This window comes from Microbacterium gorillae, assembly GCF_050990725.1.
Lineage (GTDB): Bacteria > Actinomycetota > Actinomycetes > Actinomycetales > Microbacteriaceae > Microbacterium > Microbacterium gorillae_A.
This window is the reverse complement of sequence record NZ_CP158844.1, coordinates 706,743-732,852: the sequence shown is the minus strand read 5'-3', so window position 1 is coordinate 732,852 and position 26,110 is coordinate 706,743. Positions and strand designations below refer to the sequence as shown.

23 protein-coding genes are annotated in these 26,110 nt (G+C 69.7%); 12 read left to right on the top strand and 11 right to left on the bottom strand.

Annotated features, from left to right (window positions below):
• Positions 1-2 precede the first annotated feature (2 nt).
• The 3 genes from ABTV68_RS03240 to ABTV68_RS03230 are packed head-to-tail and all read right to left on the bottom strand — an operon-like array spanning position 3 to position 3,048.
• Complete coding sequence (locus tag ABTV68_RS03240; RefSeq protein ID WP_433676189.1) at positions 3-1,130, bottom strand: mandelate racemase/muconate lactonizing enzyme family protein; 1,128 nt, start codon at positions 1,128-1,130, stop codon at positions 3-5.
• Positions 1,127-2,056: a 5-dehydro-4-deoxyglucarate dehydratase gene (locus ABTV68_RS03235; RefSeq protein ID WP_433676188.1), complete on the bottom strand. Its 930-nt coding sequence runs from the start codon at positions 2,054-2,056 to the stop codon at positions 1,127-1,129. The genes ABTV68_RS03240 and ABTV68_RS03235 overlap by 4 nt, the downstream gene beginning before the upstream one ends.
• A complete protein-coding gene (locus ABTV68_RS03230) occupies positions 2,053-3,048 on the bottom strand; it encodes an NAD-dependent epimerase/dehydratase family protein (RefSeq protein WP_433676187.1) in 996 nt (331 codons plus the stop codon). Before ABTV68_RS03230 ends, ABTV68_RS03235 begins: the two co-directional genes overlap by 4 nt.
• A gap of 172 nt (positions 3,049-3,220) precedes the next feature.
• On the opposite strand from ABTV68_RS03230, the gene ABTV68_RS03225 reads away from it, so the two are divergent.
• Complete coding sequence (locus tag ABTV68_RS03225) at positions 3,221-4,240, top strand: LacI family DNA-binding transcriptional regulator (RefSeq protein ID WP_433676186.1); 1,020 nt, start codon at positions 3,221-3,223, stop codon at positions 4,238-4,240.
• A gap of 15 nt (positions 4,241-4,255) precedes the next feature.
• Here the strand turns inward: ABTV68_RS03225 and ABTV68_RS03220 are convergent, their stop codons facing one another.
• Genes ABTV68_RS03220 through ABTV68_RS03200 form a run of 5 tightly spaced genes read right to left on the bottom strand, consistent with a single transcriptional unit; the run spans position 4,256 to position 9,029 of the window.
• Positions 4,256-5,149 carry a nucleoside hydrolase gene (locus tag ABTV68_RS03220; RefSeq protein WP_433676185.1) on the bottom strand — a complete coding sequence of 298 codons (894 nt, stop codon included), beginning with the start codon at positions 5,147-5,149 and terminating at the stop codon, positions 4,256-4,258.
• Positions 5,133-5,765, bottom strand: coding sequence for a hypothetical protein (locus ABTV68_RS03215; protein WP_433676184.1), 633 nt, complete (start codon positions 5,763-5,765; stop codon positions 5,133-5,135). Before ABTV68_RS03215 ends, ABTV68_RS03220 begins: the two co-directional genes overlap by 17 nt.
• Before the next feature lie 2 nt (positions 5,766-5,767).
• Positions 5,768-6,691 carry a carbohydrate ABC transporter permease gene (locus tag ABTV68_RS03210; RefSeq protein WP_433676183.1) on the bottom strand — a complete coding sequence of 308 codons (924 nt, stop codon included), beginning with the start codon at positions 6,689-6,691 and terminating at the stop codon, positions 5,768-5,770.
• Positions 6,688-7,647 (bottom strand): carbohydrate ABC transporter permease, encoded by a 960-nt coding sequence (locus ABTV68_RS03205; protein WP_433676182.1) that lies wholly within the window; start codon positions 7,645-7,647, stop codon positions 6,688-6,690. Before ABTV68_RS03205 ends, ABTV68_RS03210 begins: the two co-directional genes overlap by 4 nt.
• Before the next feature lie 50 nt (positions 7,648-7,697).
• Positions 7,698-9,029: an ABC transporter substrate-binding protein gene (locus ABTV68_RS03200; RefSeq protein ID WP_433676181.1), complete on the bottom strand. Its 1,332-nt coding sequence runs from the start codon at positions 9,027-9,029 to the stop codon at positions 7,698-7,700.
• A gap of 157 nt (positions 9,030-9,186) precedes the next feature.
• Between ABTV68_RS03200 and ABTV68_RS03195 the strand changes: the two genes are divergently transcribed.
• Entirely contained in the window at positions 9,187-10,569 is a 1,383-nt protein-coding gene (locus ABTV68_RS03195; protein WP_433676180.1) for a glycoside hydrolase 43 family protein, read from the top strand.
• A 136-nt stretch (positions 10,570-10,705) separates the two neighbouring features.
• On the top strand, positions 10,706-11,779 hold the full coding sequence (locus ABTV68_RS03190) for a M24 family metallopeptidase (RefSeq protein ID WP_433676179.1): 1,074 nt from the start codon (positions 10,706-10,708) through the stop codon (positions 11,777-11,779).
• A gap of 154 nt (positions 11,780-11,933) precedes the next feature.
• On the opposite strand, the gene ABTV68_RS03185 is transcribed toward ABTV68_RS03190, so the two are convergent.
• Positions 11,934-12,671, bottom strand: coding sequence for a FadR/GntR family transcriptional regulator (locus ABTV68_RS03185; protein ID WP_433676178.1), 738 nt, complete (start codon positions 12,669-12,671; stop codon positions 11,934-11,936).
• Positions 12,672-12,814: 143 nt separating this feature from the next.
• Here ABTV68_RS03185 and ABTV68_RS03180 point away from each other — a divergent pair, with 143 nt between their 5' ends.
• From ABTV68_RS03180 to ABTV68_RS03155, 6 genes are read left to right on the top strand one after another with little or no spacing between them, the layout of a single operon-like run.
• Positions 12,815-14,542 (top strand): dihydroxyacetone kinase family protein, encoded by a 1,728-nt coding sequence (locus ABTV68_RS03180; RefSeq protein WP_433676177.1) that lies wholly within the window; start codon positions 12,815-12,817, stop codon positions 14,540-14,542.
• Between the two features lies 1 nt (position 14,543).
• On the top strand, positions 14,544-15,014 hold the full coding sequence (locus tag ABTV68_RS03175; RefSeq protein WP_433676176.1) for a ribose-5-phosphate isomerase: 471 nt from the start codon (positions 14,544-14,546) through the stop codon (positions 15,012-15,014).
• Entirely contained in the window at positions 15,014-15,778 is a 765-nt protein-coding gene (locus ABTV68_RS03170; protein WP_433676175.1) for a triose-phosphate isomerase family protein, read from the top strand. The genes ABTV68_RS03175 and ABTV68_RS03170 overlap by 1 nt, the downstream gene beginning before the upstream one ends.
• Positions 15,775-16,569, top strand: coding sequence for a TIM barrel protein (locus ABTV68_RS03165; RefSeq protein WP_433676174.1), 795 nt, complete (start codon positions 15,775-15,777; stop codon positions 16,567-16,569). Before ABTV68_RS03170 ends, ABTV68_RS03165 begins: the two co-directional genes overlap by 4 nt.
• Positions 16,566-17,420, top strand: a complete 855-nt coding sequence (locus tag ABTV68_RS03160) for a phosphogluconate dehydrogenase C-terminal domain-containing protein (protein ID WP_433676173.1) — start codon at positions 16,566-16,568, stop codon at positions 17,418-17,420. The genes ABTV68_RS03165 and ABTV68_RS03160 overlap by 4 nt, the downstream gene beginning before the upstream one ends.
• A gap of 1 nt (position 17,421) precedes the next feature.
• Entirely contained in the window at positions 17,422-18,192 is a 771-nt protein-coding gene (locus ABTV68_RS03155) for an SDR family NAD(P)-dependent oxidoreductase (protein ID WP_433676172.1), read from the top strand.
• 175 nt (positions 18,193-18,367) lie between these two features.
• Here ABTV68_RS03155 and ABTV68_RS03150 read toward each other — a convergent pair whose 3' ends face one another.
• Positions 18,368-19,615 carry a D-arabinono-1,4-lactone oxidase gene (locus tag ABTV68_RS03150; protein WP_433676171.1) on the bottom strand — a complete coding sequence of 416 codons (1,248 nt, stop codon included), beginning with the start codon at positions 19,613-19,615 and terminating at the stop codon, positions 18,368-18,370.
• 129 nt (positions 19,616-19,744) lie between these two features.
• Between ABTV68_RS03150 and ABTV68_RS03145 the strand changes: the two genes are divergently transcribed.
• Complete coding sequence (locus tag ABTV68_RS03145) at positions 19,745-21,469, top strand: hypothetical protein (RefSeq protein ID WP_433676170.1); 1,725 nt, start codon at positions 19,745-19,747, stop codon at positions 21,467-21,469.
• A gap of 6 nt (positions 21,470-21,475) precedes the next feature.
• On the opposite strand, the gene ABTV68_RS03140 is transcribed toward ABTV68_RS03145, so the two are convergent.
• Positions 21,476-22,306 (bottom strand): NAD-dependent epimerase/dehydratase family protein, encoded by an 831-nt coding sequence (locus ABTV68_RS03140; protein ID WP_433676169.1) that lies wholly within the window; start codon positions 22,304-22,306, stop codon positions 21,476-21,478.
• A gap of 99 nt (positions 22,307-22,405) precedes the next feature.
• Between ABTV68_RS03140 and ABTV68_RS03135 the strand changes: the two genes are divergently transcribed.
• Together ABTV68_RS03135 and ABTV68_RS03130 are read left to right on the top strand one after the other, a co-directional pair.
• Entirely contained in the window at positions 22,406-24,997 is a 2,592-nt protein-coding gene (locus ABTV68_RS03135) for a family 78 glycoside hydrolase catalytic domain (protein ID WP_433676168.1), read from the top strand.
• A gap of 133 nt (positions 24,998-25,130) precedes the next feature.
• Positions 25,131-26,105: a sugar-binding transcriptional regulator gene (locus tag ABTV68_RS03130; protein ID WP_433676167.1), complete on the top strand. Its 975-nt coding sequence runs from the start codon at positions 25,131-25,133 to the stop codon at positions 26,103-26,105.
• Positions 26,106-26,110 lie beyond the last annotated feature (5 nt).

Sequence of the window (26,110 nt, the reverse complement as noted above, 5' to 3'; positions counted from 1 at the left end):
GGTCATTGCTCTGCTCCAATCGAAGACAGCGGCGAGGTTCGGGGGTCGGAGTGGTTCATGACAGGGGTCGCGGCTCGCCAGTTCAGTCCCAGACCCGGCCGATCGTCCACCGTGACACGTTCCGCATCGCGGCGCACGGGACCGGGCTCGGCGAGAGCTCCGAGGTCGCTCAGCCAGGCGTCCTCGACGTCTTCGATCCACACTTCGGTGTTCAGGGCCACCGCGACCTGGGCCGACAGATCGGGCAGCAGGTGCGGGGCCAGTGTGACTCCCGCAGCAGCGCACTCGGCGGCGATCTCCAGGAACGGGGTGATCCCACCGACGCGCACGACGTTGGGCTGGAGCACGTCGACCCCGGCGTCGATCGCCTCCCGAAAACGGTGCACGGTGTGCAGGTTCTCCCCCATCGCGATCGGCAGATCGGTGCGTCGTCGCAGCTCACGGTAGCCCGCGAGATCGTCCGCGCGCAGCGGCTCCTCGATCCAGGCCGGATCGAGTTCACCCAGCACGCCCAGCGCCCGTTCGGCGTCGTCGAGGCTCCACCGCTGGTTGGCGTCGATCATGAGTCGGCGATCGGCACCGAGCTCGTCTCGGATGAGCCGCATGCGGCGCAGATCCTCGGCTGGGTCGGCGTGGCCCACCTTCGCCTTCGCGGCGGGGTAGCCGACGTCGGCCCAGCGCCGCGCCTGCGCGCGCAGCTCGTCATCCGCATAGTGCAGGTTCACTCCCGAGCCGTACAGGGGCAGCGACTGGTGTCGGCGGCCGATCAGTCCGGCCACACCGGTGCCCTCACGACGCGCGGCGAGATCCCACAGGGCGAGATCGAGACCCGCGAGGGCGATCGTTGTGATCCCGCCGCCGCCGGCCTCGTGCAGGTGAACCCAGAGCTGCGGCCACAGCTCGCGCGGATCGGTGTCCCGACCCAGCGCGAAGGAGCGGATGTCGTCGCGCAACAGCGCGGCAACCGCGGAGACGCCGATGGTGGGTGTCCAGGAGAAGCCGGTACCGGCCGCGCCCTCGGTGTCGAGGACCTCCACCAGCACCAGATGCATGTCCGGCGCCGTCGGCACCCACGGGCGCGGCATCCGGAAGGAGACCGGACGCACGCGAATGTCGGCGATGGCGCTCACGCCGCGCTCACCAGTTCCTGGCCTACCGCCAGGATCCGCTCTAGCTCGGCGAGGTGCTCGGGCGACGGGTCCACGAGGGGCGCGCGCACCCCGCCCACTTCGTGGCCGGCCAGGCGCAGCCCCGCCTTGATCAGCGAGACGGCGTAACCGGGAGTGGTGTCGCGCAGGTGCACGAGCGGGTGATAGAAGCCGCGCAGCAGTCGCTCCACGGTAGCGGTGTCCGCCGCGCGATATGCGCGGTAGAACGCCGTTGCCACCTCCGGTGCCATCGCGAAGGCCGCCGAGGAGTACAGCGGAACACCCGCCGCATGATACGCCGACTGGCTTGCCTCCGCGGTGAGCAGTCCATTGAAGAATTGGACTCCGGGACGCACCTCGCCGGCGCGGAGCACGATCTCCTGCACGCGGGCGACATCGCCGATGCCGTCCTTGAACCCCACGATGTTGTCGTGATCTGCCAACAGGCGCGCCACCGTATCCGCGGTGTACGCCGCCACGCCGCGGTGATAGATGATGACCGGCAGCGACGACGCACCCGCCACGGCGGACACGTAGCGATACAGCCCCTCCTGGCTGGCACCGACCAGGTAGGGCGGCAGCAGCAGCACGCCGTCGGCCCCGGAGGCCTCCAGTTCACGCACGGCGGCGACGGCGCCGCCCACGGGACCGCCCACACCGGGCAGCACAGGGATCGCACCGTCGACGACGTGCACCGTGGCGCGGGCCACCGCGATGGCTTCAGCCGGGGACAGCGCGTGGAACTCCCCGGTGCCGCAGGCGGGGAAGACGCCACCGGGGCCGTGTTCGAGCGACGACTCGATGACGCTCGTGGTGCGCTCGAGATCGACCTCACCGTCTGCGCCGAAGGCCGTGACGGGGAAGTACAGGGGCCCGTCCGCGAACGCGATGCTCTGCTGGTGACTCATGCCGTGGTCCTCTCGTTGTGCGCCGCGCCGACCGACGGGTGCGGGGCATCGTGCTCGGTGTGATCGACCTGCCCGCCGGCAGGCCGCTGCGCGGCGTCGATGTCCGCGATGGTCTGGGGGTCGAGTTCGGTGCGCCAGGTGCGCCGCGCGCTCCAGCCGAGATCGGTGCCGGCCCGAGCGCTGTCGAAAGCCGGACGGGTTCCGGTGAGCGGCGCGCAGACGCTCTCGTCGTACCCCCGGGTCGCCGGCAGCAAGTCGGCGAGCGGCCTCGTGGCGAGCGCGTCGGCGGCACCCACGAAGTAGCACTGACCGTTGTCAACGTCGGCCGTGAGCCAGGCGTCGATGAAGGCCGCCGCATCGCGGGCGTCGAGGTAGTTGAACAGCGCCACCGCGGACAGCCGCGGATCGGTCAGGCGGTCTGCGATCGTGTGCCCCTGCTGGGTGAGCGCGCCCTTCCACTCCTCGGGCGCGATCACGTAACAGGGACGGAAGGCACCGAACAGGCGATCGGGGTGGGAGCGTGCGAACATGCGAACCGTCTCCTCCACCACGACCTTCGACAGGGCGTAGGCGTTGTCCGGCATCACCGGTGTCGATTCGCTCAGCGGGAGAATCTCCGGCGTCCAGTCGGCACGCGGGTAGCCGAGCACGGTCGGTGACGACGCGGCGAGCACGCGAGCGACCCCGAAGTCCACTGCCGCTTCCATGAGCTGAAACGCCATCGAGGTGTTCACGGCGAAGATCTCGTGCTCCGGGCGCGAGAACGGCACGGCGATGGCCGCAAGGTGGACGATCGCTTCCGGCCGCTCCTCGGCGATCAGGGTACGCAGGGCGTCCCGCTGCTGCAGGTCGACGGCTCGGAACCGAGGTTGCTCGCCACCCGGGGCGGTCTCGTCACGATCCACGCTGACCACGTCGTGCCCGCGCTCGTGCAGCACCTGCACGACGGTGCGGCCAAGACGGCCACGCCCTCCGGTGACGATGACGCGCATTCGAGCTCCTTCGCTGTGATCTGTCGCTGACCGGCGACGTCTACGAGAGTCGAGAAACCGGTTTCTCACACCATAGCGTGCTCGCGTCGCCGCGCCAAGCCGCGTCATCGATCGGGCTAAGCTTGCGCCCGGACGGGCATGCATACGGTCATCGCCCCGGGGAGGAGTCACGATGGCCGCACAGTCTGCACAGGCCGTGACCATCGGCGACGTCGCCACCGCAGCGGGGGTGTCGCGGGCCACGGTGTCGCGCGTCCTCAACGGCCTGGCCACCGTGGACCGAGAGATCGTGGCGCGCGTGGAGCGGACGATCGCCGAGCTCGGATACCGACCCAGCGTCACGGCGCGCAACCTCTCCCTGGGACGTACCAACACCATCGGTGTGGTGGTGCCCGACCTCAGCAACCCGATGTTCCAGGCGATTCTGTCGGGGGTCACTCGTGCGGCTGGCCGCGACGGCAAGCGGATTCTCGTCGCCGACACCGGCGAGCAGGCGGATGCCGAGCGCGAGGTGGCGCTGGAGATGCGCCGCGCCACCGATGCGCTCGTGCTGTGTGCACCGCGTATGGCCGACGACGAACTCAGCGAGGTGCTGGCACAGTCGTCGCCCGTGGCGATCGTGAACCGTGCCGTCGCCGACTCCGCCATCCCCCAGATCGCGCTCGATTACGCCGATGCCACCGCGCAGGTCATCGATCGGCTCGCCACGCTCGGGCATCGTCGGGTGCTGTACCTCGGCGGACCGATAGCGAGCGCATCCAACCGGCTTCGCGTGCGCGCCATCACCGAAGCGGCCATCCGCCATCCGGACGTGAGCATCGAACAGATGACCGTGGGCCCGTCCCTGAGCGACGGCACCGACGCCGTCGAGGCCGCTCTCGCTTCCGGCGCCAGTGCGGTGATGGCCTACAACGACCTGGTCGCGATCGGTCTCATCTCGGGACTGCGCGAGCGCGGGGTCGACGTCCCGGAGCGGATCTCGGTGGTCGGCATGGACGACATCCCGTTCGCTCGCTTCGCCTATCCGACGCTCACGTCGGTCGCTCTGCCACAGGACCAGCTGGGCGAACTCGCCTGGCGCGCCCTGCGCGCGGCACTGGATCCGACGCTCCCACCCTTCGAGGCAGACGGAACCGTCTGGCTGCGCGGGCAGCTTCAGGAACGCGACAGCACGGGACCGGCACCGCACTGAGTCCGCGCGCGGCGGTCAGCGCGCCGCGTGCTCGGCGATCTTCGCGAACATGTCCTCCAGCAGGAATCGGGTGTCCACGCTCTCCACGACGAAGACGTCGCCACCCACAGGGTTGGGCGCATAGGAGCCGTCCGGCGCGAACCGCACCGGACTCTGACGCCGCAGCACCGCGCTCCACGGTTCCAGCATCATGCCGATCGCCGGCGAGTCTCCGAGCGAACGCGATTCGATCGCCACGCGGTGATGCGCGGCGTTGAAGTCGTGCACCTTCTGTGTCAGGTACTCCCCCAATGCGCCGTGCGGCTCCACGCGCGCACGCAGCTCCGCGTAGCTCACACTGACCAGCCGATAGATGTTCGCCGGCACCTGACGGATCTCCATGCCGGAGTCGAACACCACGTTCGCGGCGGCGATGTCGTTCTTGAGGTTGAACTCGGGCCAGGAGCCGAACGAGACGATGTCGCCATACGGCGGCCCACCGATCCAGATCAGCACGACGTCACGCTGGGCGATGTCCGGGGCCAGCAGCAGGGCAGAGGCCAGATCCGTCAGCGGCCCGAGGAACGCGAGGAACAGCGGACCGGCGTCATCGCGACGTGCTTCCTCGATGATGAGTCGCGCTCCGGGGCTGTCCACGGGTGTGACCTCGTCCACCAGCGCATGCGGCGCACCGTCGACCGCTGGGATGCTCACCGTGTCACCGAGGAGCCGCCCGAGGAGTTCGAGCTCTTCGCGCGATTCCCGCTGCGATGTCTCCGTGCGCCCGGTGCCGAAATGTGCGGCGATCACCCCGCGAACATCGAGCGTCGGTGAGAGCATCGCGTGGACGACGGCGAACTGATCGTCCGCCTCGTTGGCCACGTCGGAGTTGATGATGACGCGACGGGTGCGATCATCGGTGATCTTCATGGGGTGCCTTTCGGGCGTGAGTGATCTCGTGCGGCAGCCGCACCAGCACGGCGACAGCGGCCAGGACATAAGGGCCCGCGATCACTGTGGCCAGCACGGGAGCGATCACCACGAGGGCGATCGCGGTGACCGACGCGAGCAGCATCATTCCCGCAGCCCCTGGCGCACGACCGAGCGCCGCCCCGGTCCGGCCCCAGGCGTGCGCCGCCCGCTCCCCCGGCTGCAGCATGGCCGCGAACAGCACGCCCGCCGTCAGCGCGGCCGCCGCAAGGAGTCCGACGATCACGGCGGAGGCTGTCGTGCTGGCGGTGATCAGCGGCAGCAGCAGGAGATCCGCCGCAAGCAGCACGATCACCACCACCGGCACCACGATGTGCGAGAGCCAGCGGCGCAGACGTGCGACCAGCGCCGCCGCGAACGCGCGAACGCGCACCGGGCCGTCCACACGCCGGGCCGCCGCCAGCACGTCCACCCCCGCGGTGAGTGCCGCGAAGGCCGTCACGATGGGGAGGGAGGCGAGGAAGATCAGCAGCCCGAGCAGCAGCACGTCGCTGAACTGACGGAAGCCGTCCGAGTACGGAGTGAGGACTCGGCGCCGTGTGACCGTGGGCGCCATTTTCAGCCCTTCAATCCGGAAGTGGCCATGCCGTCCACCAGGTAGCGCTGGAAGATGGCGAAGAAGATCACCACCGGCAGGATCGCCAGCACACTCATCGCGAACATGGGCCCGAACGCGGAGGCGCTGGTCTGGTCGACGAAGAGGCGCAGACCGAGCTGCAGCGTGTAGGTGTCCGGATTCTGTAAGTAGATCAGCTGGGGGAAGAAGTCGTCCCAGCTCCAGATGAAGGAGAAGATCGTGGTGGTCACCAGCGACGGCCGCATCAGCGGGAGGATGATCGACCAGAAGGTGCGGAACGGCCCCGCCCCGTCGATCAGCGCCGCCTCGTCCAGCTGACGCGGAATCCCGCGGATGAACTGCATCATCAGGAAGACGAAGAAGGCCTCGGTGGCGAGGAACTTCGGCAGCACCAGCGGCAGGATCGTGCCGATCATACCCAGCTGATTGAAGATGATGAACTGCGGGATCAGCACCACGTGCATCGGCAGCATGATCGTCATGATCATGAACGCGAACAGCGCTCCTCGCGCGCGGAACTTCAGTCGCGCGAAGGCGTAGGCGGCGAGCGCACAGCTGAATACGTTGCCGATGACCGTGAGGGTGGAGATGGTCATCGAGTTGAGGAACAGCTGCCAGAGGCTCAGCGGGCCGACGCCCTGCAGCGCGGTGGCGTAGTTCTCGAACGTCACCTCCCACGGGATCGGGCTGGGGTTGGCGAGGATCTCGGTGCCGGGCTTGAAGCTGGAGCCCAGCAGCCAGATCACCGGGTACAGCAGCACGGCCAGGATCACCAGGCAGATCACGTGCCACAGCACCGATCCCACCCGCGTGCGCGTGGGTCGACGACGAGCGAGCTGCGGGGGCACGCCGATCGCCACGGCGGTGTCCGTGCTGGTGGCGGAGTCGCTGAGCACAGCGGTCATGATTCGTCTCCCGTGTAGTGGACCCAGCGCGTGGACGAGCGGAAGATCAGCAGGGTCACGGCGCCGATCACGATCAGCAGGAACCACGCCATCGCCGAGGCGTAGCCCATGTCCATGGCGGTGAACGCCCGGTCATAGAGGTAGAGCGTGAAGAAGAGCGTGGAGTCGATGGGACCGCCCCGACCGCCGGAGACCACGTAAGCCCCGGTGAACGCCTGGAAGGCACCGATCATCTCCAGCACGAGGTTGAAGAACAGCACGGGCGAGAGCATCGGCCAGGTCACCGACCAGAAGGTGCGCCAGCGTCCGGCGCCATCCACCGAGGCCGCGTCGTAGAGCTCTGCGGGCACCTGCTTGAGGCCGGCGAGGAAGATCACCATCGGGGCGCCGAACTGCCAGACGGCCAGCGTCACCAGCACGTACAGGGACATCGATGGGTTGGAGATCCAGCCGCCGAGATTCACGCCGACGCCCGAGAGCATCTCGTCGACGGCCCCCTCGCGGGAGAACAGCGCGCGCCAGACCAGCGCAACGGCCACGGATCCACCCAGGAGCGAGGGCAGATAGAAGGCGGAGCGGTAGAAGCCCTGCCCGCGTCGCGGTCGGTTGAGCAGCAGCGCGATGCACAGCGCCAGCGCCAGCTTGATCGGCACGGCCACCAGCACATAGTTCAGGGTGACGCCCACCGAGCGCCAGAAACGGGGGTCCTCGAAGAACATCCGCTCGTAGTTGGCGAACCCGATGAAGGTGGGAGCACCGAACATGTCGTAGTTCGTGAAGGAGAGCACCAGCGATGCCATCATCGGCCCGACGGTCAGCAGCGCCGCTCCCATGATCCACGGGGACAGGAACACCCAGGCGGCGTTCTGGTATCCCTTCGTGGGGCGTCGCGTGGGCGCTCCCGTTCCGAGGCCGGCGGCCGGAGCACGCCGTTTCGCCACAGCAGTTGCGCTCATCGCGCCTCCTTCGCAGTCGTGCGGCCGGGCTCGCGCCCGGCCGCACGCGGTCACTTGATGGTCGCTTCGAACTTCGAGAAGAGGTCAGCGGCGGCGTCCTTGATGGACATCTGGCCGAAGATGATGTTCTCGTAGGCCAGCGTGAAGTCGGCCGGGATGGTGGCGGCCCCCGGAGGCGCCAGCGGGTCGGGGTCGACGAAGCGCTCGGAGTACTCCTGCACGAAGTCGCCCACCGCCTTGTCGGCACCGGTGAGTTCGGCCGTGATCGCCTCGTAGTTCTCCGCGTTCAGCGGGATCCCACGCGTCAGGCGCAGGATGTTCGCCGCGTCCGGATCGTTGATCAGGAAGTTGAGGAACTGCGCTGTCTCCTCGGGGTGCTTCGACTTCGAGGAGATGGCGGCGACGTTGGTTCCCGCCATGCTGAGCGCGAGGTTGTCGGTGTCGCTCGGCAGCGGCGCCAGCGCCACGTTCTCCGCGCCGAGGGTGTCGGCGTACGCTCCCGTGAGCGATGCCGCGGCGAACTCGCCGGCGGAGACTCCCCGCGCCAGACCGGAGTTCTGCATGCTCTGATCGATGGTCGAGGTGGTCTCGGCATCCGTCGTGGCACCCGCATCGCGCAGATCCTGCATCAGGGTGAACCAGTCCTCCAGGTCCTGCTGCGTGAAGCCGAGCTTGCCGTCCTCCGTCCAGCCGGAGCCGCCGTTCTGGTTGACCCAGGTGGCGAACCAGGCGATGTAGCCGCCCGGGTCGCTGATCGCGGCGACCTTGCCGTCGGTGTTGGCGCGGATCTTCTTGCCCGCCTCCAGAAGGTCCTCCCACGTGAAGTCGCCGGAGGGAAGGGTGGCACCGGCAGCCTCCCACACGGTGGGGTTGTAGACGAAGGCGTTGGTGGCGGTGCCGAGCGTGAAGCCGTAGGTGGTTCCGTCGACGACGCCGATCTTCTGCGTGGCCTCGCTGATCTGATCCACCGAGATGACAGAACCGATGTACGGCGCGAGGTCGAGGGCTGCGCCCTTCGAGGAGTACTCCTTGACAGTCTCCATCGGCATCAGGAACAGGTCGGGTGCGCTTCCCGACGCGATCTGGGTCGCGAGCTTGGGGATGTACGCGTCGATCGTGGAGAACGAGGTCTGCACGGTGATGTTCGGGTTGCGCTCCTCGAAGAGGTCGATCGCCTCCTCGGTCAGTGCGGCTCGCTCGTCGTTGCCCCACCACTGGAAGGAGATCGTGACCTTCTCATCGGCCGATCCTCCTGCCTGGCCGGACGCACCGTCGGCCGGTGCCGAATTCGATGCGCAGGCGGTGAGGGTCACCGCGAGGCCGGCCGCAGCGGCGCCCGCCGTCCATCGACGCCAGGCGGCGCCGGTATCCGTTGCTGTCATTGCTACTCCTCGTCGAGTGGAATCGGTAACCGGTTTCTGATCGAGGCCAGAGTTGTTCTTGCCCGTTGTGGGGAACGCGAGAAACCGGTTTCTCGGGTACTGTAGCAGGCAATCGCGGTGAGACCAACACCCCGCGATGCCCCCTCGAAGGAGAGACGTGTCGAAGCAGTCACCCGGGAAGCACCCGACCCCGCCCTACCAGAACCCGATCCTCGCGCGCGATGTGCCCGACCCCGACGTGATCGCCTTCAGTGGCGGCGGCTACGCGATGGTGGCGTCCAGCTTCGATCGCACCCCCGGACTCCCGCTGTGGTTCTCCGACGATCTCGTCACCTGGCGGAGTGCCGGCCACGCCGGCGGAGCTCGCCTCGATGACCCGAACGACGCCGGCGTCTGGGCACCTGCGCTGCGCGAGCACGGCGGGCTGCTCCACGTGGTGTGGGGCGACCCGGATCGCGGCATCCTCGCGGTGAGCGCCCCACGGCTCAGCGGTCCCTGGTCTCCGCCGCGCACGATCATCGCAGGACGCGGGCTCATCGACCCGTGCCCGTTCTGGGACGAGGACGGCCGCGCCTTCATCGTCCACGCCTACGCGCGCTCCCGCGCCGGCTTCAACAACCGCCTCGACGTCGTGGAGGTCGACCCCGCCCTCACCCGTGCCGTCGGGACACCGCGCGTTCTCATCGACGGGGATCATGTTCCCGGGTGCAGCATCCTGGAGGGCCCGAAGGTCTACCGTTGTGACGGCAAGGTGTGGATCTTCGCTCCCGCCGGCGGTGTGGAAGACGGCTGGCAGTACGCCTTCCGCGCGCCGTCGATCTGGTCCGCCGACTGGGAGCATCGCATCGTGCTCGAGCAGGGCGGATCCGCCGTGAACGGACCCCACCAGGGCGCCTGGGTCCGCGGGCACGACGGGAAGGAGTGGTTCCTGCACTTCCAGGCCACGCCGGTGCACGGCCGGGTCCTGCACCTGCAGCCGCTGCGCTGGGGCGAGGACGGCTGGCCGCTGATCGGTCGGGCGGTGGACGGGGGGCCAGCCGAGCCGGTGTCGGAGTACGGGAGCGCGCGCGATGTGACACCGGACGTTCCTTCGTCCGTTCCGGGGCCGGACTGGTTCGGTCGCGGCGCCCTCCCCTCCGCCTTGGTCGCCGACGCGAGCAATGCCGGCTTTGCGCTCCAGTCGCACCCGACCGCCACCCTCGGCCTCGCCGTGGACGCGCGCTGGCGGCGGACATCACTGGAGGTGCGATCCGGCCGTGCCGAGATCGCGGTGAGCGACGATCCGGGCGCGACGCTGGTCGTCGCCGTGGACCGCGAGTCCGCTCGCGTCGCCCTCGGCGAGCACTCCGTCAACGCGACCGCTCCGGTGTCGATCGCCATCATGTGGAGCGACAGGGAGGCCAGGTTCCATATCGGGGGCATCCCTCTCGGTGACGCCGTCGCCCTCGCCCCGCGCCGGTGGACCGGTGCCGAGCTGACGCTCGCCGCGCGTGGTCCCGGGCCTGCGGTGTTCACGCCAGTGGAGACGGAACTGCGATGAACCTCGACAACCGCACCCGCACTCGCACGCCGCCCGAACCTGCGATGTTCACCTCGCTGGAGACAGAGCTGCGATGAAGATCCCCGCTCGCACCGTCAGGGCCCGCTTTGCTCACCCCACTGGAGACCGAACCGCGATGACGACCCTCGACCTCACCCCCACGCTCGCGCCGTCCGCCGCCGACCGCGCGGTGAAGCGGCAGCGCGTGCTGGACATCCTCGACAAGACGGGCACCGGCGCCGTCTGGCTCACTTCTCCGGCGGCGCTGAGCTGGTATCTGGACGGTTCACGCGTGCAGGTGGGCCCCCTCGGCGATCCGGTGCTGACTGTTCGCGTCAGCCCTGACTGCGATCGTGTTCGGGCGTTCGCGAATGAGGCCGATCGCCTCATCACCGAAGAGCTTCCGGTCGGCCTCGACGTGGAGCGCGTGCCCTGGCATGGCGCGCTGGTCGACGCCGCGCCCGATGACGCCGACGAACGTGAGCTGGCGGCGGAGTTGCGCGCCGCGCGCGGTGCACTGCTTCCCACGGAGACCGAGCGCTACGCCCACCTCAGCGCCGACGCCGCCACCGCCATGACCGCCGCGCTCGGTGCCGCCGATCCCGCCGAGTCCGAGCGGGCGGTCGCCGCCCGTCTCGCCGCGGAGCTGTGGCGTCGCGGCATCGAACCGGTCGTGCTCCTCGTCGCGGGTGAAGAACGACTCCCGCACCGCCATCCCCTTCCCACCACCGCTCGTGTTGGTTCACGCGCGATGGCCGTCGTGTGCGGTCGACGACACGGACTGGTCACGAACCTCACCCGCTGGGTGCGATTCCGACCGGCCACAGCGTCCGAGCGGGACGCGAACGCTCGCATCCGCGATGTCGAGGCGGCGTTCTTCGCCGCCTCCGCGCCGGGTCGCGCATTTGGCGAGGTGCTCGCCGACGGTGCCGCCGCGTACGCGCGCGCTGGTTTCGATCCCTCCGAATGGCAGCGCCACCACCAGGGTGGGGCCGCGGGCTACAACGGGCGTGATCCCCGCGCACACCCCGGGCTCGGCGAACGCGTGCAGGACGGGCAGGCCTTCACCTGGAACCCGAGCGCTCCCGGGGCGAAGATCGAAGACACGGTGCTCATCTCGGACGCGCGCGTGCGCGTGCTGACCGGGGATCCGGCGTGGCCCACCTCGCCGCACGCCGGGCTGGAGCGCCCCGACGAGCTGGAGCTCTGACCCGTCACCCGGTCACGAAAAGAGGAGATTGACGCCAAACGAGGACGGAATTTGCCAGGGCGCACCACGGCGGGCGAAATCTCCTCTTCTGGGGACGCTCCACGGAGGCGTACGGCGGCGGCGTCAGGCTGACATACGGCGATGGGCGAAATGCCTATTCTCGGGACGCTTCGCTGAGGCGTACGGCGGCGGTCGCCATGTGGGCGGCCATCGCCGACGCCGCGGCATCCGCGTCTCGCCGCCGCACCGCGGTGAGGACCGCCTCGTGCTCGCGGATCGCCACCTCCGCGTGCGACGTATCGCGCACGGCACGATCCGCATACACCTGCAGGAGCGAGCGCACCACGTGGAGCAGATCGGTGACGGTGTCGTTGTCCGCCGTCTGGGCCAGCTGGTGGTGGAAGTCGAGGTCGGCGCGGGCGAAGGCGGCGAGGTCGTCGCGCGCCTCCCGCATGCGGACCATGTCGGCATCGAGGCGCGCGAGCGCTTCGTCGTCTGCGCGCTGGGCGGCGAGGCGGGCGACGTAGATCTCCAGTCCCTCGCGCAGCTCCAGCAGCTGGCGGGTGTTGCGCTCGCCGATCAGCAGGCCCCAGCGCAGGGTCTGCGGCAACAGCTCACTCGCCTCGCCGCGCAGATAGGTGCCCGAGCCGGGACGCACATCCACGATGCCGAGGATCTCCAGAGCGGCGAGGGCCTCGCGCACCGCAGACCGGCCCACCTCCAAGGTCGCCGCGAGCTGACGCTCGGGCGGCAGACGAGTGCCGGGAGAGATCTCACCCGACGTGAAGAGGTCCAGCAGACGCCGCGCCACCTCGGAGACCGGCGTGCCCGACGGCAGTGCGCTCAGCGCGGCGGCGATCGTGTCGGCGGAGTTGTCCGAGTAGGCGGGCATGCGTAAAACCTACCTCGCCCTCGCCTTGCAATTGGTCAACCGGTTTGCCAAACTTGTGCCGACATCATGAATGGAGTCGAAGTGGACACTGCATCGAGCGGAGCCGCGCATCGCAGCGCATCCCGTACCCGGACGGCGATCCGATGACCCGACTGTGGAACGAGCCCGCGGACTTCGCCGACGAGATGATCGACGGGTTCGTGGCGGCCAATGAACGCTACGTGCAGCGGGTGGCCGGTGGCGTCGTCCGCAGCACCGTGATCCCCGACGGCCAGGTGGCCGTGGTGATCGGTGGCGGATCCGGTCACTACCCGGCTTTCGGCGGGCTGGTGGGTCCGGGCCTCGCGCACGGTGCCGCGATGGGCAACCTCTTCGCCTCCCCCTCCACGCAGCAGGTTCATTCGGTGGCACGGCTGGTCGAATCCGGCGGCGGAGTGCTGCTGAGCTACGGCAACTACGCCGGCGACGTGCTCAACTTCGACGCGGCCGAGGAGCGCCTGCGCGCCGAGGGAATCGCGTGCGAAACGGTCACGGTCACCGATGACATCTCCTCGGCCTCCCCCGCCGAACGTCACCGTCGCCGCGGCATCGCGGGCGATCTGACCGTGTTCCGGATCGCCGCGGCCGCAGCGGAGGCGGGCGCGGAGCTCGCGGAGGTGGCTCGCCTGGCCCGCCACGCGAACGATCGGACGCGCTCCTTCGGTGTGGCCTTCTCCGGATGCACCCTCCCGGGCGCACCGGAGCCCCTGTTCACGGTTCCCTCCGGACGCATGGCGGTCGGCCTCGGCATCCACGGCGAGCCCGGCATCGAGGAGACGGACATCCCCACCGCCGACGAGCTGGCCGAGCTGCTGGTCTCGCGGCTTCTGGAAGAGGTCCCCGACGGCGTGGAGATCGCCGGGGCGCGAGTGGTGCCGATCCTGAACGGGCTCGTATCCCTCAAGTACGAGGAGATGTTCGTCGTCTACCGCCGCGTCGCGCAGTTGTTGACTGCGGCCGGGGTGGGGATCGTGGACCCGCACGTCGGCGAGTACTGCACGAGCTTCGACATGGCGGGCACCTCCCTCACCCTGTTCTGGCTGGATGACGAACTGACGGCCCTGTGGGACACACCCGTGGACACTCCCGCCTACCGCCGGGGCGCGGTCGCTGCTCAACAGCGGGCGGCCGCGCGGATCGTCGATGCGGCCACGGACGACATCCCCGAGGCCGATGACGCCTCACGCGCCGTCGCCGAGCTCGTCGTCAGCGCGGTGGAGACGATCGTCGCCACGATCGACGCGAACGTCGAGGAGCTCGGACGCATCGACGCCATCGCCGGAGACGGCGACCACGGCATCGGCATGCAGCGCGGCTCCCACGCCGCGCTGGCCGCGGCGCGAGCCGCGCGGCAGTCCGGCGCGGGAGCGGCCACAACCCTGCTGCGTGCCGCCGACGCGTGGTCGGATCGGGCCGGCGGAACCTCGGGCGCGCTGTGGGGAGTCATCCTGACGGCCGTCTCCCGCGCGCTCGCCGATGCGGGCACCCCCGATGCCACCGCCGTGGCGGCAGGCGTCGCCGCCGGCTCGCGCGGCGTCACCGACTACGGCAAGGCTGAGGTCGGCGACAAGACCCTGGTCGACGCGCTCGTGCCGTTCGCCGCGGAGCTCGCTACCGCCGTCGACGGCGGGGCTTCCCTCGCCGAGGCGTGGTCGCGCGCCGCGACCGCCGCCACGGCCGCCGCAGCGGCAACCGCCGACCTGCTGCCACGGATGGGTCGTGCCCGTCCGCACGCTGAGCGCTCGCTCGGCACCCCTGACCCGGGCGCGCACTCGCTCGCCCTCATCGTGACGGCGATCGGCACGCTGCTGACCGATCGTGAGGAGGACTGACATGACCGAACCACTGCGCATCGTGATCGGCTGCGACGACGCCGGATTCGATTACAAGGAGATCCTGAAACAGGATCTCCAGGGCAGCGAGCTGGTGTCCCAGCTCGTGGACGTTGGCGTGGACGCCGACGGCCACACACAGTATCCGAAGGTGGCCATCGCCGCCGCCGAACTCGTCGCGCGCGGCGAAGCCGACCGCGCTCTGCTTATCTGCGGCACGGGCCTTGGCGTCGCGATCGCCGCCAACAAGGTGGCCGGCATCCGCGCGGCCACCGCGCACGATTCGTTCTCGGTCGAGCGCAGCGTGCTCTCCAACGACGCCCAGGTGCTCACGATGGGCCAGCGCGTGATCGGCATCGAGCTGGCGCGTCGCCTCGTGCGCGAGTGGCTGACCTATCGGTTCGACCCCACGTCGGCATCGGCGGAGAAGGTCGCGGTGATCGGCGAGTACGAGAGCACCGGATCCTGCTGATGCCGATGACCGTGGGCGTGAGCCTGAAGATGTACTTCGGGCATGCGCGGGCCGAGGCGTGGTTCGCCGACGTCGCCGCTCGGCTGCGCGAGCATCCGGCACTGCGCACCGGACTCGTGGACGTGTTCGTGATCCCCACCTACCTGCAGGTGCTTCCCGCCGTCCGTGCTTTCGCCGGCACCGGCGTGCGCATCGGTGCTCAGGACGTCGCCGAGGCGGAGTCCGGGGCGTTCACGGGTGAGGTGTCAGCTACGGAACTCGCCGAGGTGGGAGTGTCCGTCGCTGAGATCGGTCACGCAGAACGACGACGCCTGTTCGGTGAGGACGACGCGTCCTCCGCGCGCAAGTGCGCTGCCGCACTGCGCCACGGCATCAGTCCCGTGTTGTGCATCGGCGAGGCGGAACGGGTGTCCCCCGCGGAGGCGGCCGCGGTGGCCGTCGTCCAGACGACAGCGGCGCTGGCCGACGCCCCCGCCGGGCCCGTGATCCTGGCGTACGAGCCGGTGTGGGCCATCGGCGCGTCCGAGCCGGCGCCCATCGAGCACATCCGCGTCGTGACGCGCGCACTGCGCGAGCTGACGGCGGCAGACCCTGAGCGGGCGGGATCGGCCGTGATCTACGGCGGATCGGCCGGTCCGGGTCTGCTGACCGAGCTGAGCGGTGATGTCGATGGTCTCTTCCTCGGGCGCTTCGCCCACGATCCGGCCGCCTTCCTCGCGGTGATCGATGAGGCCTTCGCCCTGGCCACGGGACACCAGTCATGATCGGCCTCGGCACCTATGCCTACTTCTGGCAGCACTCGAGCGAGGTCCCCGAACCGCTCAGCCTCATCGACGCCCTCGAAGACACCCGGGCACAGGGTGTCGAGCTGTTCCAGATCTGCGACTACGCGTCGCTGCTGACCATGTCCGCCCGCGAGCTCGCCGATGCCGCGGCAGCCGCCCGGGACCTCGGCGTGAGGATCGAGCTGGGGACGAAGGGAGTCGGCGCCGAACTGCTCACGAGCTTCCTCCGTCTCGCCGACGTGTTCGACGCGCGCCTCGTGCGCAGCATGCTCTACGGCCCGGACAGCCGACCCACCCTGGCGCAGGCGGAGGAGTCGCTGCGCGCCGTGATCGGCGACTACGAGCGCGCCGGGGTCGATCTTGCGCTGGAGACCTACGAGCAGGTGAGCACCGCGGATCTGGTCGGCGTCGTGTCCCGCGTCGACAGCGCGAACCTCGGCGTCTGCCTGGACCCTGCCAACGTCGTGGCTCGGCTGGAGAACCCCCGTGACTGCGTGGAACTGGCCGCCCCGTTCGTCCGAAACGTGCACGTGAAGGACTTCGCCTTCGCCCGCATGCCGGGGTGGGTGGGCTTCACCTACGGCGGAGCGCCCATGGGCGACGGGCTCCACGACTACGACCACCTGCTGCACACCGTACGACCGCGCGAACGTGGCGTGAACGAGATCGTCGAGCACTGGCTGAGCTGGCAGGGCGATCCCGAGACCACCATCCGAACCGAGCGGGAATGGACCCGCATCACACTCGAACACCTGAGGAGCACATCATGACCGAGAGCTACCGGATCGCCGTCGTCGGCGCGGGCGGCAAGATGGGCATGCGCGTGTCCAACAACCTCGTGCGCACCGGTCACGCCGTCTCGTACGTGGAGAACTCCCCCGCCGGACGCGAGCGCACGCTGGCCGCCGGTCGCGAGCTCACCGAGCTGTCCGACGCCGTGGCCGACGCCGAGATCGTCGTGCTGGCCGTTCCCGACCTCGCCCTCGCGGCGGTCACCGCGGAGGTCGTCCCGCAGCTGCAGCCCGGCGCGATCGTTCTCACCCTCGACCCGGCCGCCGCCTACGCGGGGTTGCTGGCCACACGCGAGGACGTCATCCAGGCCGTCGCACACCCCTGCCACCCGTCGGTGTTCCTGGAGCGCACCACGAAGGAGGAGTGGGCCGACACGTTCGGCGGCATCGCCGCTGCGCAGGACGCCATCGCTGCCGTCGAGTCCGACGACCCGGACAAGAAGGCGATCGTGGAGGCCACCGTGCGTGCGATCTACGCGCCCGTCATCGACGTGCACTGGGTGACGGTCAAGCAGCTGGCCCAGCTGGAGCCGACGCTGGTGGAGACCGTCGCCTGCATGATCGGGTCGCTGCTCAACGAGGCCCTGCAGGAGGCCATCCACACGATGGGCGTGCCGGAGGCCGCCGCCCGCAGCATCCTCTACGGTCACACGCAGGTGGCCCTCGCGAACGGCCTGCGCGGCGACAACCCGTTCTCCGACGCCTGCCTCATCGCGATGGACTACGGCCGCGAGTCGATCATCAAGGACGACTGGAAGAAGATCTTCCGCGACGACGAGCTGGACCGTAACCTCGCACGCATGCTGCACCTCGACGAGATCGTTCGCTGACATGACGACCAGCGACAGCGGACGACTGGCGGGCAAGACCGCCCTCATCACCGGCGCGGGAGCGGGCATCGGCCAGGCCGTCGCCGAGCGCTTCGCCCGTGAGGGCGCACGCGTCATCATCGCCGACCGCGACGCCACCGCCGCGCAGTCCGTGGCCGAGGTCATCGGAGATGCGGCACGCGCGGTCGTGTGCGATGTGTCGGACGAGGCGACCGTCGCCGCCGCGTTCGACCACGTGGCGACAGCCGGCTGGGCGCCGAACGTGGTGGTCGCCAACGCTGGCGTGCAGCTCTTCGGCCAGGACGCGAAGGCCGCCGACCTCGACCTCAACGTCTGGCGCCGCACGATCGACATCAACCTCACCGGCACGTTCCTCACGGTGAAGCACGCCGTGCGCACGATGCTGGAGCACGACGGCGGATCGATCATCCTCACCGGCAGCCCGACCGGACTGAACGGCGAAGGTGCCGACTTCACCGCCTACAGCGCGTCGAAGGCCGGTATCCACGGCCTCGGCCGCACGGTCGCCGCCGCCTACGCGCGGGTCGGCATCCGGGTGAACACGGTGGTTCCGGCATACACCGAAACGGGGCTGGTGACCACGATCACCACCGACCCGGAGGCCCGCGCCGCGATCATCGGCCGCATTCCGATGGGCCGCGCCGGAGCCCCCGACGATGTGTCGGGCGTCATGGTGTTCCTCGCCAGCGACGATTCCGCGTTCGCCACGGGTGCCCTGTTCGCCGTCGACGGCGGCATGACCACCCTCTAACGCCCTCCGTCCCCCTCTCTCCCCCCTCCCCCCGCGAGAAACCCAAGCAAGTCCGAGAAACCCTGCATCGCGGGGTTTCTCGGACTTGCTTGGGTTTCTCGGCGGTGCGGCGGGCGGGGGTGCGGGGCGCGGGGGGTGCGGGGCGCGGGGGGCGGGGGGCGCGGGGGCGCGGGGGTCAGCGGGGGGTGCGGAGGCCGACGCGGACGACGAGGTGAGCGTTCACGAAGCGACCCTCGGGGTCGATGCGCTCGTAGACGGCACGGGCGTCGGCCAGTCGCGGCACGACCGCTTCGAGCCGCTCGCGGTCGAACAGGTGGAGCTTGCCCCAGTGCGGCCGAGCGTCGAACGGAGCCAGAGCCGCTTCGATGTCGACGAGGGCCGCTCGCACCTCCGCATCGCGGTTCTCCCACGTGAAGTGGATGATCACGCTGTCGCGCTGGTACGCCGGGCTGAGCCACAGCTCGTCGGCGGCCGCTGTGCGCACCTCGGTCACGATCAGGTGCTCGCGGAACCCGTCGGCGATCTCCCGCACCGCCGCGAGCGCCGCCGCAGCGTGGGCTCGATCGACGAAGTACTCGGACTGGATCTCGTCACCGCGGCTCGGTTCGCTGTCGGCACGGAAGTGCGGCAGCCGCAGATACCAGGGGCCAGCGGTTCCGAGTTCGGTGATGTTGTCACCCATCCCGAGCGGCGAGACGTTCTCGGGCGAACGCACGGCGTCCAAGATGGCGTCCGCCGCAGCGACCTCGGCGCCGGCGACCCGACGCTTCACCCAGAGGGGTCCGGGCGCCTCGTCCCAGCGGCTGAACAGCGAGACGCTGTCGCCGGCTCCGGTGACGGCATCGACGTTCGCCAGCAGTGCGTCCCAGGTCAGGCCGTGATAGACGTCCTGGCGAACGAGGTAGTCCGGCTCGATCTCCAGATCAAGGTCGACGATCACGCCGAAGGCACCGACGCCGACCACGAGTGCCGGAAAGTCCGCGTCGCCGCGGGAGACCTCACGCAGTTCGCCGGACGCATCGACGTAGCGCAGCGAGCGCACCGCGGTGCTCAGCACGCCGCGCGCATCACCCGAGCCGTGCGTGGCGGTCTGCGTGGCGCCGCCCACATTGATGTGGGGCAGCGAACCCATGTTGTGCAACGCGAATCCGGAGTGATGCAGCTGCTCCGCCACCACCGCGTAGCGGGTACCGGCGGTGACACGAGCCGTGCCGGCCTCGGCGTCGATCACGGCGGGCCCCTCCAGCCCGGTCACGTCGATCAACGTGCCCGGGGTGTCTGGCACATCCGTGAAGGAGTGTCGGGTGCCGAGCGCATGCACGGGACCCGGCTCGGCGAGCGCCGCGCGGACGTCGTCCACGCTGTTCGCCGTCACGATCCGCGGAGCCGCGTACGTGTAGTTCTGTGCCCAGTTCTGCGGCATATCCGTCCTTCGTGCGAGCCGTCATTGGATGAACCCGACGATACAGGCCCGCCGGTAAACCGCTTAGCTTCGTGACACCCACGCGACACACAGCGGCTGCGGAACTGGTCAACCGGTTATGGTCGTCAGGTGGACAACACTTCCTCTTGGTGGCGCGATGACGCCCGCCCGTGGCGAAGCGGCGCCTGGACCCTGGACCTGCGCGGCGATGAGATCGCCGATATCGCCTTCGACGGCGTTGTGGTGCTCCGCGCCGTCCGCGCTGCCGTGCGCGATGCCGGCTGGCTCACTGTTCCCACGAAGGTCGTCGCAACGCGCTTCGGCAAGGACAGCATCGAGCTGGACCTCGAGCAGGTCGGTCTTGGCGCCCGCGTCACCGGCACCGTGACCGTCCGGGTCGCCGGTGCAGAGCTTCGCGTGTCGTGGCGCGCCGTCAGCCACGAGGCGTTCCGCACGTGCCGCATCGGCCTGGTGGCACTGCACCCCGCGGGGTGGGCCGCGACTCCCGTGCGCATCGACCACACCGATGGCACGAGCGAGCAGTCCGAGTTCCCGCGCGACATCCGTCCCCATCAGCCGCTGATGGACATCGCGCGTCTCGCCGCGATGCGCGACGGCGTCCGCTTCGCGCTGACGTTCACGGGTGATGTGTTCGAGACGGAGGATCAGCGCAACTGGACCGACGCGTCCTTCAAGACCTACAGTCGTCCGCTCGCACTCCCCTACCCCTATGACCTGCCAGCGGAGGAGCGGATCGACCAGTCGATCACCATCCGAGCTGAGCGCGTGGACTCCGCCGCCGCGACACACGACGGTCCGCTCGTCATCGATCTCGTCGCGGGCGGGACGTTCCCGGCGATCGGCGTGGAGGCCTCCACCGCACCGGATCCGCAGCCCGCATCGGCAGACGGCGGGTTCCGCGTCGTGGAGCTCGATCTGCGAACGCCCACCTGGCCGGCCGCGCTGCGCCGCGCGGAGGCCGATCGGCGTCCGCTGGTGGTGCACCTCGTCGTGCCCTCCTCCGACGAACCTCTGATCGATGCGGCCGCAGCACTGGCCGCACTCGCGGACCCCCCGGTGCGGGTGGCCGCCTTCGATGCCGTCGAGCATGTCAGCGATGCAGCGGTGATCGCCCGCACGCGCGCCGCGCTGGAACAGGCCGGCCTCGAGGTCCCCGTCATCGGCGGTGCCCGTTCCCACTTCACCGAGCTGAACCGCGAACGAGAGCGCATCTCCCCGGACGTCGACGGATATGCCGTCACCACGACGCCGCTGTTTCACACCCTGGACACCGAGCAGCTGGTGGAGTCGCTGGGCATGCAGCGGGTGATCGCTGAACAGACCGCACGCTACGCGGACGGTCGCCCGGTGCATGTCGGCCCGGTGTCCCTGCGGCCCCGCTTCAACAACGTGGCGACCTCGCCGGAACGTCTTCCTCAGCGCACCGATCTGGCGGAGGGCTACGGCGCGCAGTTCACGGGTGCGAGCGATGACCGCCAAGACGCCCCCGAGCTGGCCACCTGGACCATCGCCTCGGTCGCCGCCCTCGCCGTTCCGACCACCGCATCGATGTCGCTCTTCGAGACGACGGGACCGCGCGGCCTCCGTGTGGAAGATGGCAGTCCCCGACCGGCAGAAGCGGCGATCGCCGCGCTCACGTCGCTCACCGGTGCCGAACTCCTGTACCAGCCCGACGCGGCAGAGGTCTGGGCGATCGGCGCGCGCACCGCGGAGACGACGACGATCCTCGTCGCGAACCCGTCACCCGTCGATCGACAGGTGACCCTGCGCATCCCCGACCGTGAGCTGCAGGCCACGGTCCCCGCCGACTCCTGGATCCGCGTCGAGGTGTGACGCCGGTCAGCGCCAGTCGTGCTCCGGTGCGAAGCCGAGACGTTCCACGATCTTGCGTGCGGAGAACAGCGACTCGTGCTCGCCGAGATCCGCCGCCATCGGCGTCCCCGGGAACCAGCGCTCGGCCGCCACCCGGGACGGATCCGCGATGCCGGAGAGCGGATGCGTCACGTTGTACACCTCGAAGCCGGGCTGCGCGTGCTCGAGAGCGAGCTCCACGGCAAGCGCCCCATCACGCGCGTCGATCCAGGACCCGAGCAGGTCCCGACGGTAGCCCGGCTCCCCCGCACGCTCGAAGGTGGCGTACTCATCGGGGCCCACGACGTTCGTGAAACGCAGCGCGGTGATCGACGTGCCCTCGGCCCAGGTCACCAGCTGTGCGCTGATGGCCTCCTCGGCGATCTTGCCGAGCGCGTAGGTGTTGTAGGCCGCCGAGACCGTCTCATCCAGCGGCAGGAACGGCGGTGCCACCTCGAACGGGAACCCCGTGGCGGTGATGCTGGACGCGGTGACGATTCGTCGGATCCCCGCACGATAGGCGGCGTGCAGAACGTGGAACGACGCCGTGACGTTGTTGTCGAACGTGGCGGCATCGGGAATCAGCCCGTTCACTGGGATGGCGGCCAAGTGCACCAGCGCGTCGACACCACTATGGCGTGCGGTCACTCCGAGCAGGGCATCCAGCACCTGCCCGTAGTCGGCAAGATCCACCCTCGTGTAGCCGGGTCCGGCCGGTCCCGTGAGGTCGAAGCCGATGACCTCGTGTCCGTGATCGCGGAGCCGCTCTACCGTCGCGCGCCCCAGCTTGCCCCCGCTGCCTGTCACCGCGACGATCATGCGATCTCCTATTCACCCCTGAATTGAAACGTACAAACGCTAGTATGGCAGGGCGGGGCCGCTCCCGCCACGCCTGCAATGACGCCGCGAAAGGACGATATGCTCACCGTCTCCATCCCCGTGATCGAGCACCATCGCGATCCTCTCGGCATCGGCGAAGCCCGCCCGCGACTGAGCTGGCGAATCACGGAAGCACCCCCCGGTTGGCGTCAGCGCGCGGCGGTCATCACGATTCGCCGATCCGGATCGGAGCGGAGCTTCACCATTCCCGGACCGGAGCAGGTCCTCGTGCCGTGGCCGGACGCCCCGCTCGCATCGCGCGAACAGGCGCACGTGCGCGTCGCCGTGATCGGCGAGGACGACGAACGCAGCGCCGACAGCGGCGAGACGACGCTGGAGACGGGCCTGCTCCACCCCGCCGACTGGACGGCAGTGCCGGTGGGCGCACCCATCGTGCCCGCCGACGATCTCGACGCCCGGCGACCCGCGCTGGTGCGGCGGAGCTTCCACCTGGACGCCCCCGTGCGTCGCGCGCGCCTCTACGCCACCGCGCATGGCGTCTTCGAAGCCGAGCTCAACGGATCGCGCGTGGGCGACGAGCTCCTTGCTCCCGGTTGGACCGCCTACCAGCATCGGCTCCGCTATCGCACCCACGACGTCACCGCACTGCTCAGCCCCGGCGAGAACGTCATCGGCGCCTGGCTCGGCGACGGCTGGTACCGGGGACGCATGGGCTGGTACGGCGGATTCCACGACCTCTACGGCAGCGATCAGTCCCTCGTGGCGCAGCTGGAGATCGAACTCGTCGACGGCCGGCGACTGATCATCGCCACCGACGACACGTGGTCCTGGGCTCCGTCGCCGATCATCCGCACCGGCAACTACGACGGCGAGGACCACGACGGCCGCGAGGAGCAAGAAGGCTGGTCCGCGCCGGGCGCCGACCCGACCGGATGGCACCCGGTGGTCACCTTCGAGCGGGACCCCGCCACACTGGTGGCGCCGACCGGACCGCCGGTGCGCGTGACCGAGCGGGTGGCTCCGATCGCCGTCCTCACCTCCCCCGCGGGCACGCGGATCCTGGATCTCGGCCAGAACCTGGTCGGCAGGATGCGCCTGCACGCCACAGCGCCACGGGGAACAACCGTGACGCTGCGCACCGCGGAGGTGCTGCAAGACGGCGAGATCTACACCCGACCGCTGCGCACGGCGCGCTCCACGGACTCCTACACGTTCGCCGGCCGGGCGGACGGCGAGGAGTGGGCGCCGCGCTTCACCTTCCACGGCTTCCGCTATGTCGAGGTGACCGGATGGCCCGGCGATCTCGACGCCGACGTCGCCGCCGGAGCCCTGGTGGCCGAGGTGATGCACACCGATCTGGAGCGCACCGGCTGGTTCGCGTGCTCCGACCCGCTGCTCACCCGTCTGCACGAGAACGTCGTCTGGGGCATGCGCGGCAACTTCGTCGACATCCCCACCGACTGCCCGCAGCGGGATGAGCGGGTCGGCTGGACCGGCGACATCCAGGTGTTCGGTCCGACGGCGGCCACCCTGTTCGACGTGTCCGGAATGCTCGGCGGTTGGCTGCGCGACGTCGCCGCGGAGCAGCTGCCCGACGGGACGATCCCCTGGTACGTGCCGGTGATCCCCGCACACCGGATGTGGACGCCGATCCGTCCCGGAGCAGCGTGGGGCGATGTCGCGACGCTGCTGCCCACGGCGCTGCACGACCGCTACGCCGACACGGGCCTGGTGGCGGACCAGTTCCACAGCGCCCGGCGGTGGGTGGATCGGGTGGCCGAGCTCGCCGGCCCCGACCGCCTGTGGAACGAGGGCTTCCAGCTGGGCGACTGGCTGGATCCGGCGGCCCCGCCGCAGGACCCCGCCGATGCCCGGACCGACCGCTATCTCGTGGCGACCGCCTACTTCGCCCGTTCGGCACGGGCGGTGGCGGATCTTGCACGCATCCTGGGCCGACAGGAGGAGGAGCGCTCCTATCGGGCGTTGGCCGACGAGGTGGCCGCCGCGTTCCGCACCGCGTACGTGGACGCCGACGGCCGCATGACCAGTGATGCGCAGACGGCGTATGCGCTCGCCATCCGCTTCGATCTGCTGCCCGACGCCGAGCAGCGCTCTCACGCCGGGGCGCGACTGGCGGGGTTGGTCGCCGAGGCGGAGGGGCGAATCGCCACCGGATTCGTGGGCACGCCGCTGATCCTGGACGCGCTCACCGCGACCGGGCAGCTCGATGCCGCCTACCGTCTGCTTCTCACACGCGAGTGCCCGTCCTGGCTCTACCAGGTGGAGCAGGGTGCAACGACCATCTGGGAGCGCTGGGATGCGATGCTCCCGGACGGCACGGTCAATCCCGGCACGATGACGTCTTTCAACCACTACGCCCTGGGCGCCGTGGCCGACTGGATGCACCGCACGGTGGCCGGCCTCGCCCTGGACACCCCCGGCGGACGCACCCTCCGATTCGCCCCTCGGCCCGGCGGTGGACTCACGTGGGCACGCTCCACCCAGCTCACGGCGTACGGCGAGGCGGCGATCGCCTGGACCCACACTGACGGGGTGCTCGCCGTCACCGTGACGGTTCCGGTGGGCGCTGATGCGGTGCTCGACGTCCCCGGTCGTGCGCCCGAGTTCTTCGGCCACGGAACCCACACGGTCGAGTTCCCCTTCCCGTGATCCCCGGTCTTCGGGAGTCGAACGGTTGCCCCGCGCCGCGAGGATGAATATTGTTTCGTTAGCGAATCAACATCGCGGATGCCGGACGGACCGGCTGGGGATGAGGCCGAACACGGCCGAGAGGAAGTTACCGGTGCCGACGAGCAGCTACAACCGCCCCCTGGACGGCCAGGTACGTCTCATGACCAAGGTGGCGCGAATGTACCACGAGCGCGGGATCCGGCAGGCGGACATCGCGGAGGCGATGAACATCTCGCAGGCGAAGGTGTCCCGTCTCCTGAAGCGTGCGGCGCAGACCGGCATCGTGCGCACGACCGTCACCGTGGCCCCCGGACTGCACGCGGACGTCGAGGAGCAGCTGGAACAGCGCTACGGAATCGCGGACGCCGTCGTGGTGGATGTGGACCCGGAGGCGGACGGCGCTGAGCTGATCGCCGCCCTGGGCTCCGGCGCTGCCGCCTACCTCGAGGCCACCCTGTCGGGCACGGACCGGATCGGCATCTCCTCGTGGAGCCAGACGCTGCTCGCCGTGGTCGATCGCATGCGGCCGTTCACCGCACGGGGCGCCACCGAGGTTGTGCAGCTGCTCGGCGGAAACGGCGCCCCGGAGGTGCAGGGACACAGCCACCGGCTGCTCGGGGAGTTCGCTCGCCTCCTCGGTGCCGAGCCGGTCTACGTGCAGGCGCCCGGCATCGTCGCCAACCGCGAGATCCGCGACTCCCTGCTAGCCGATGACGCCCTCCAGCAGCTCGCGCGGCACTGGGAGCAGTTGACACTCACGGTGCTGGGCATCGGAAACATCGAGCCGAGCGACGTGCTGATCACGAGCGGCAACGCGTTCACCTCAGCCGAGCGCGCACAGCTCCTCGCGGACGGAGCGATCGGCGACATCTGTCACCGCACGTTCCGCCCGGACGGCACACCGGTGCTGGGTGAGCTCGATGAGCGGGTCGTGGCCGTGCCGATCGCGGACCTCCTGCGGGTCCCCCGTCGCGTCGGCGTGGCCGGCGGTCCTCACAAGGTGGAGGCGATCCGCGGCGCGCTGGCGGGGAAGTGGGTCAACGCTCTTGTGACCGACCTCACCACGGCGCAGACACTGCTCGCCTGATCGGC

Excerpts from the sequence above, each read along its gene's own strand:
- ABTV68_RS03235 (WP_433676188.1), bottom strand. The coding sequence starts at position 2,056 with ATGAGTCACCAGCAGAGCATCGCGTTCGCGGACGGGCCCCTGTACTTC.
- ABTV68_RS03230 (WP_433676187.1), bottom strand. The coding sequence starts at position 3,048 with ATGCGCGTCATCGTCACCGGAGGGCGTGGCCGTCTTGGCCGCACCGTC.
- ABTV68_RS03225 (WP_433676186.1), top strand. The coding sequence starts at position 3,221 with ATGGCCGCACAGTCTGCACAGGCCGTGACCATCGGCGACGTCGCCACC.
- ABTV68_RS03220 (WP_433676185.1), bottom strand. The coding sequence starts at position 5,149 with ATGAAGATCACCGATGATCGCACCCGTCGCGTCATCATCAACTCCGAC.
- ABTV68_RS03215 (WP_433676184.1), bottom strand. The coding sequence starts at position 5,765 with ATGGCGCCCACGGTCACACGGCGCCGAGTCCTCACTCCGTACTCGGAC.
- ABTV68_RS03210 (WP_433676183.1), bottom strand. The coding sequence starts at position 6,691 with ATGACCGCTGTGCTCAGCGACTCCGCCACCAGCACGGACACCGCCGTG.
- ABTV68_RS03205 (WP_433676182.1), bottom strand. The coding sequence starts at position 7,647 with ATGAGCGCAACTGCTGTGGCGAAACGGCGTGCTCCGGCCGCCGGCCTC.
- ABTV68_RS03200 (WP_433676181.1), bottom strand. The coding sequence starts at position 9,029 with ATGACAGCAACGGATACCGGCGCCGCCTGGCGTCGATGGACGGCGGGC.
- ABTV68_RS03190 (WP_433676179.1), top strand. The coding sequence starts at position 10,706 with ATGACGACCCTCGACCTCACCCCCACGCTCGCGCCGTCCGCCGCCGAC.
- ABTV68_RS03185 (WP_433676178.1), bottom strand. The coding sequence starts at position 12,671 with ATGCCCGCCTACTCGGACAACTCCGCCGACACGATCGCCGCCGCGCTG.
- ABTV68_RS03180 (WP_433676177.1), top strand. The coding sequence starts at position 12,815 with ATGACCCGACTGTGGAACGAGCCCGCGGACTTCGCCGACGAGATGATC.
- ABTV68_RS03175 (WP_433676176.1), top strand. The coding sequence starts at position 14,544 with ATGACCGAACCACTGCGCATCGTGATCGGCTGCGACGACGCCGGATTC.
- ABTV68_RS03170 (WP_433676175.1), top strand. The coding sequence starts at position 15,014 with ATGCCGATGACCGTGGGCGTGAGCCTGAAGATGTACTTCGGGCATGCG.
- ABTV68_RS03165 (WP_433676174.1), top strand. The coding sequence starts at position 15,775 with ATGATCGGCCTCGGCACCTATGCCTACTTCTGGCAGCACTCGAGCGAG.
- ABTV68_RS03160 (WP_433676173.1), top strand. The coding sequence starts at position 16,566 with ATGACCGAGAGCTACCGGATCGCCGTCGTCGGCGCGGGCGGCAAGATG.
- ABTV68_RS03155 (WP_433676172.1), top strand. The coding sequence starts at position 17,422 with ATGACGACCAGCGACAGCGGACGACTGGCGGGCAAGACCGCCCTCATC.
- ABTV68_RS03150 (WP_433676171.1), bottom strand. The coding sequence starts at position 19,615 with ATGCCGCAGAACTGGGCACAGAACTACACGTACGCGGCTCCGCGGATC.
- ABTV68_RS03140 (WP_433676169.1), bottom strand. The coding sequence starts at position 22,306 with ATGATCGTCGCGGTGACAGGCAGCGGGGGCAAGCTGGGGCGCGCGACG.
- ABTV68_RS03135 (WP_433676168.1), top strand. The coding sequence starts at position 22,406 with ATGCTCACCGTCTCCATCCCCGTGATCGAGCACCATCGCGATCCTCTC.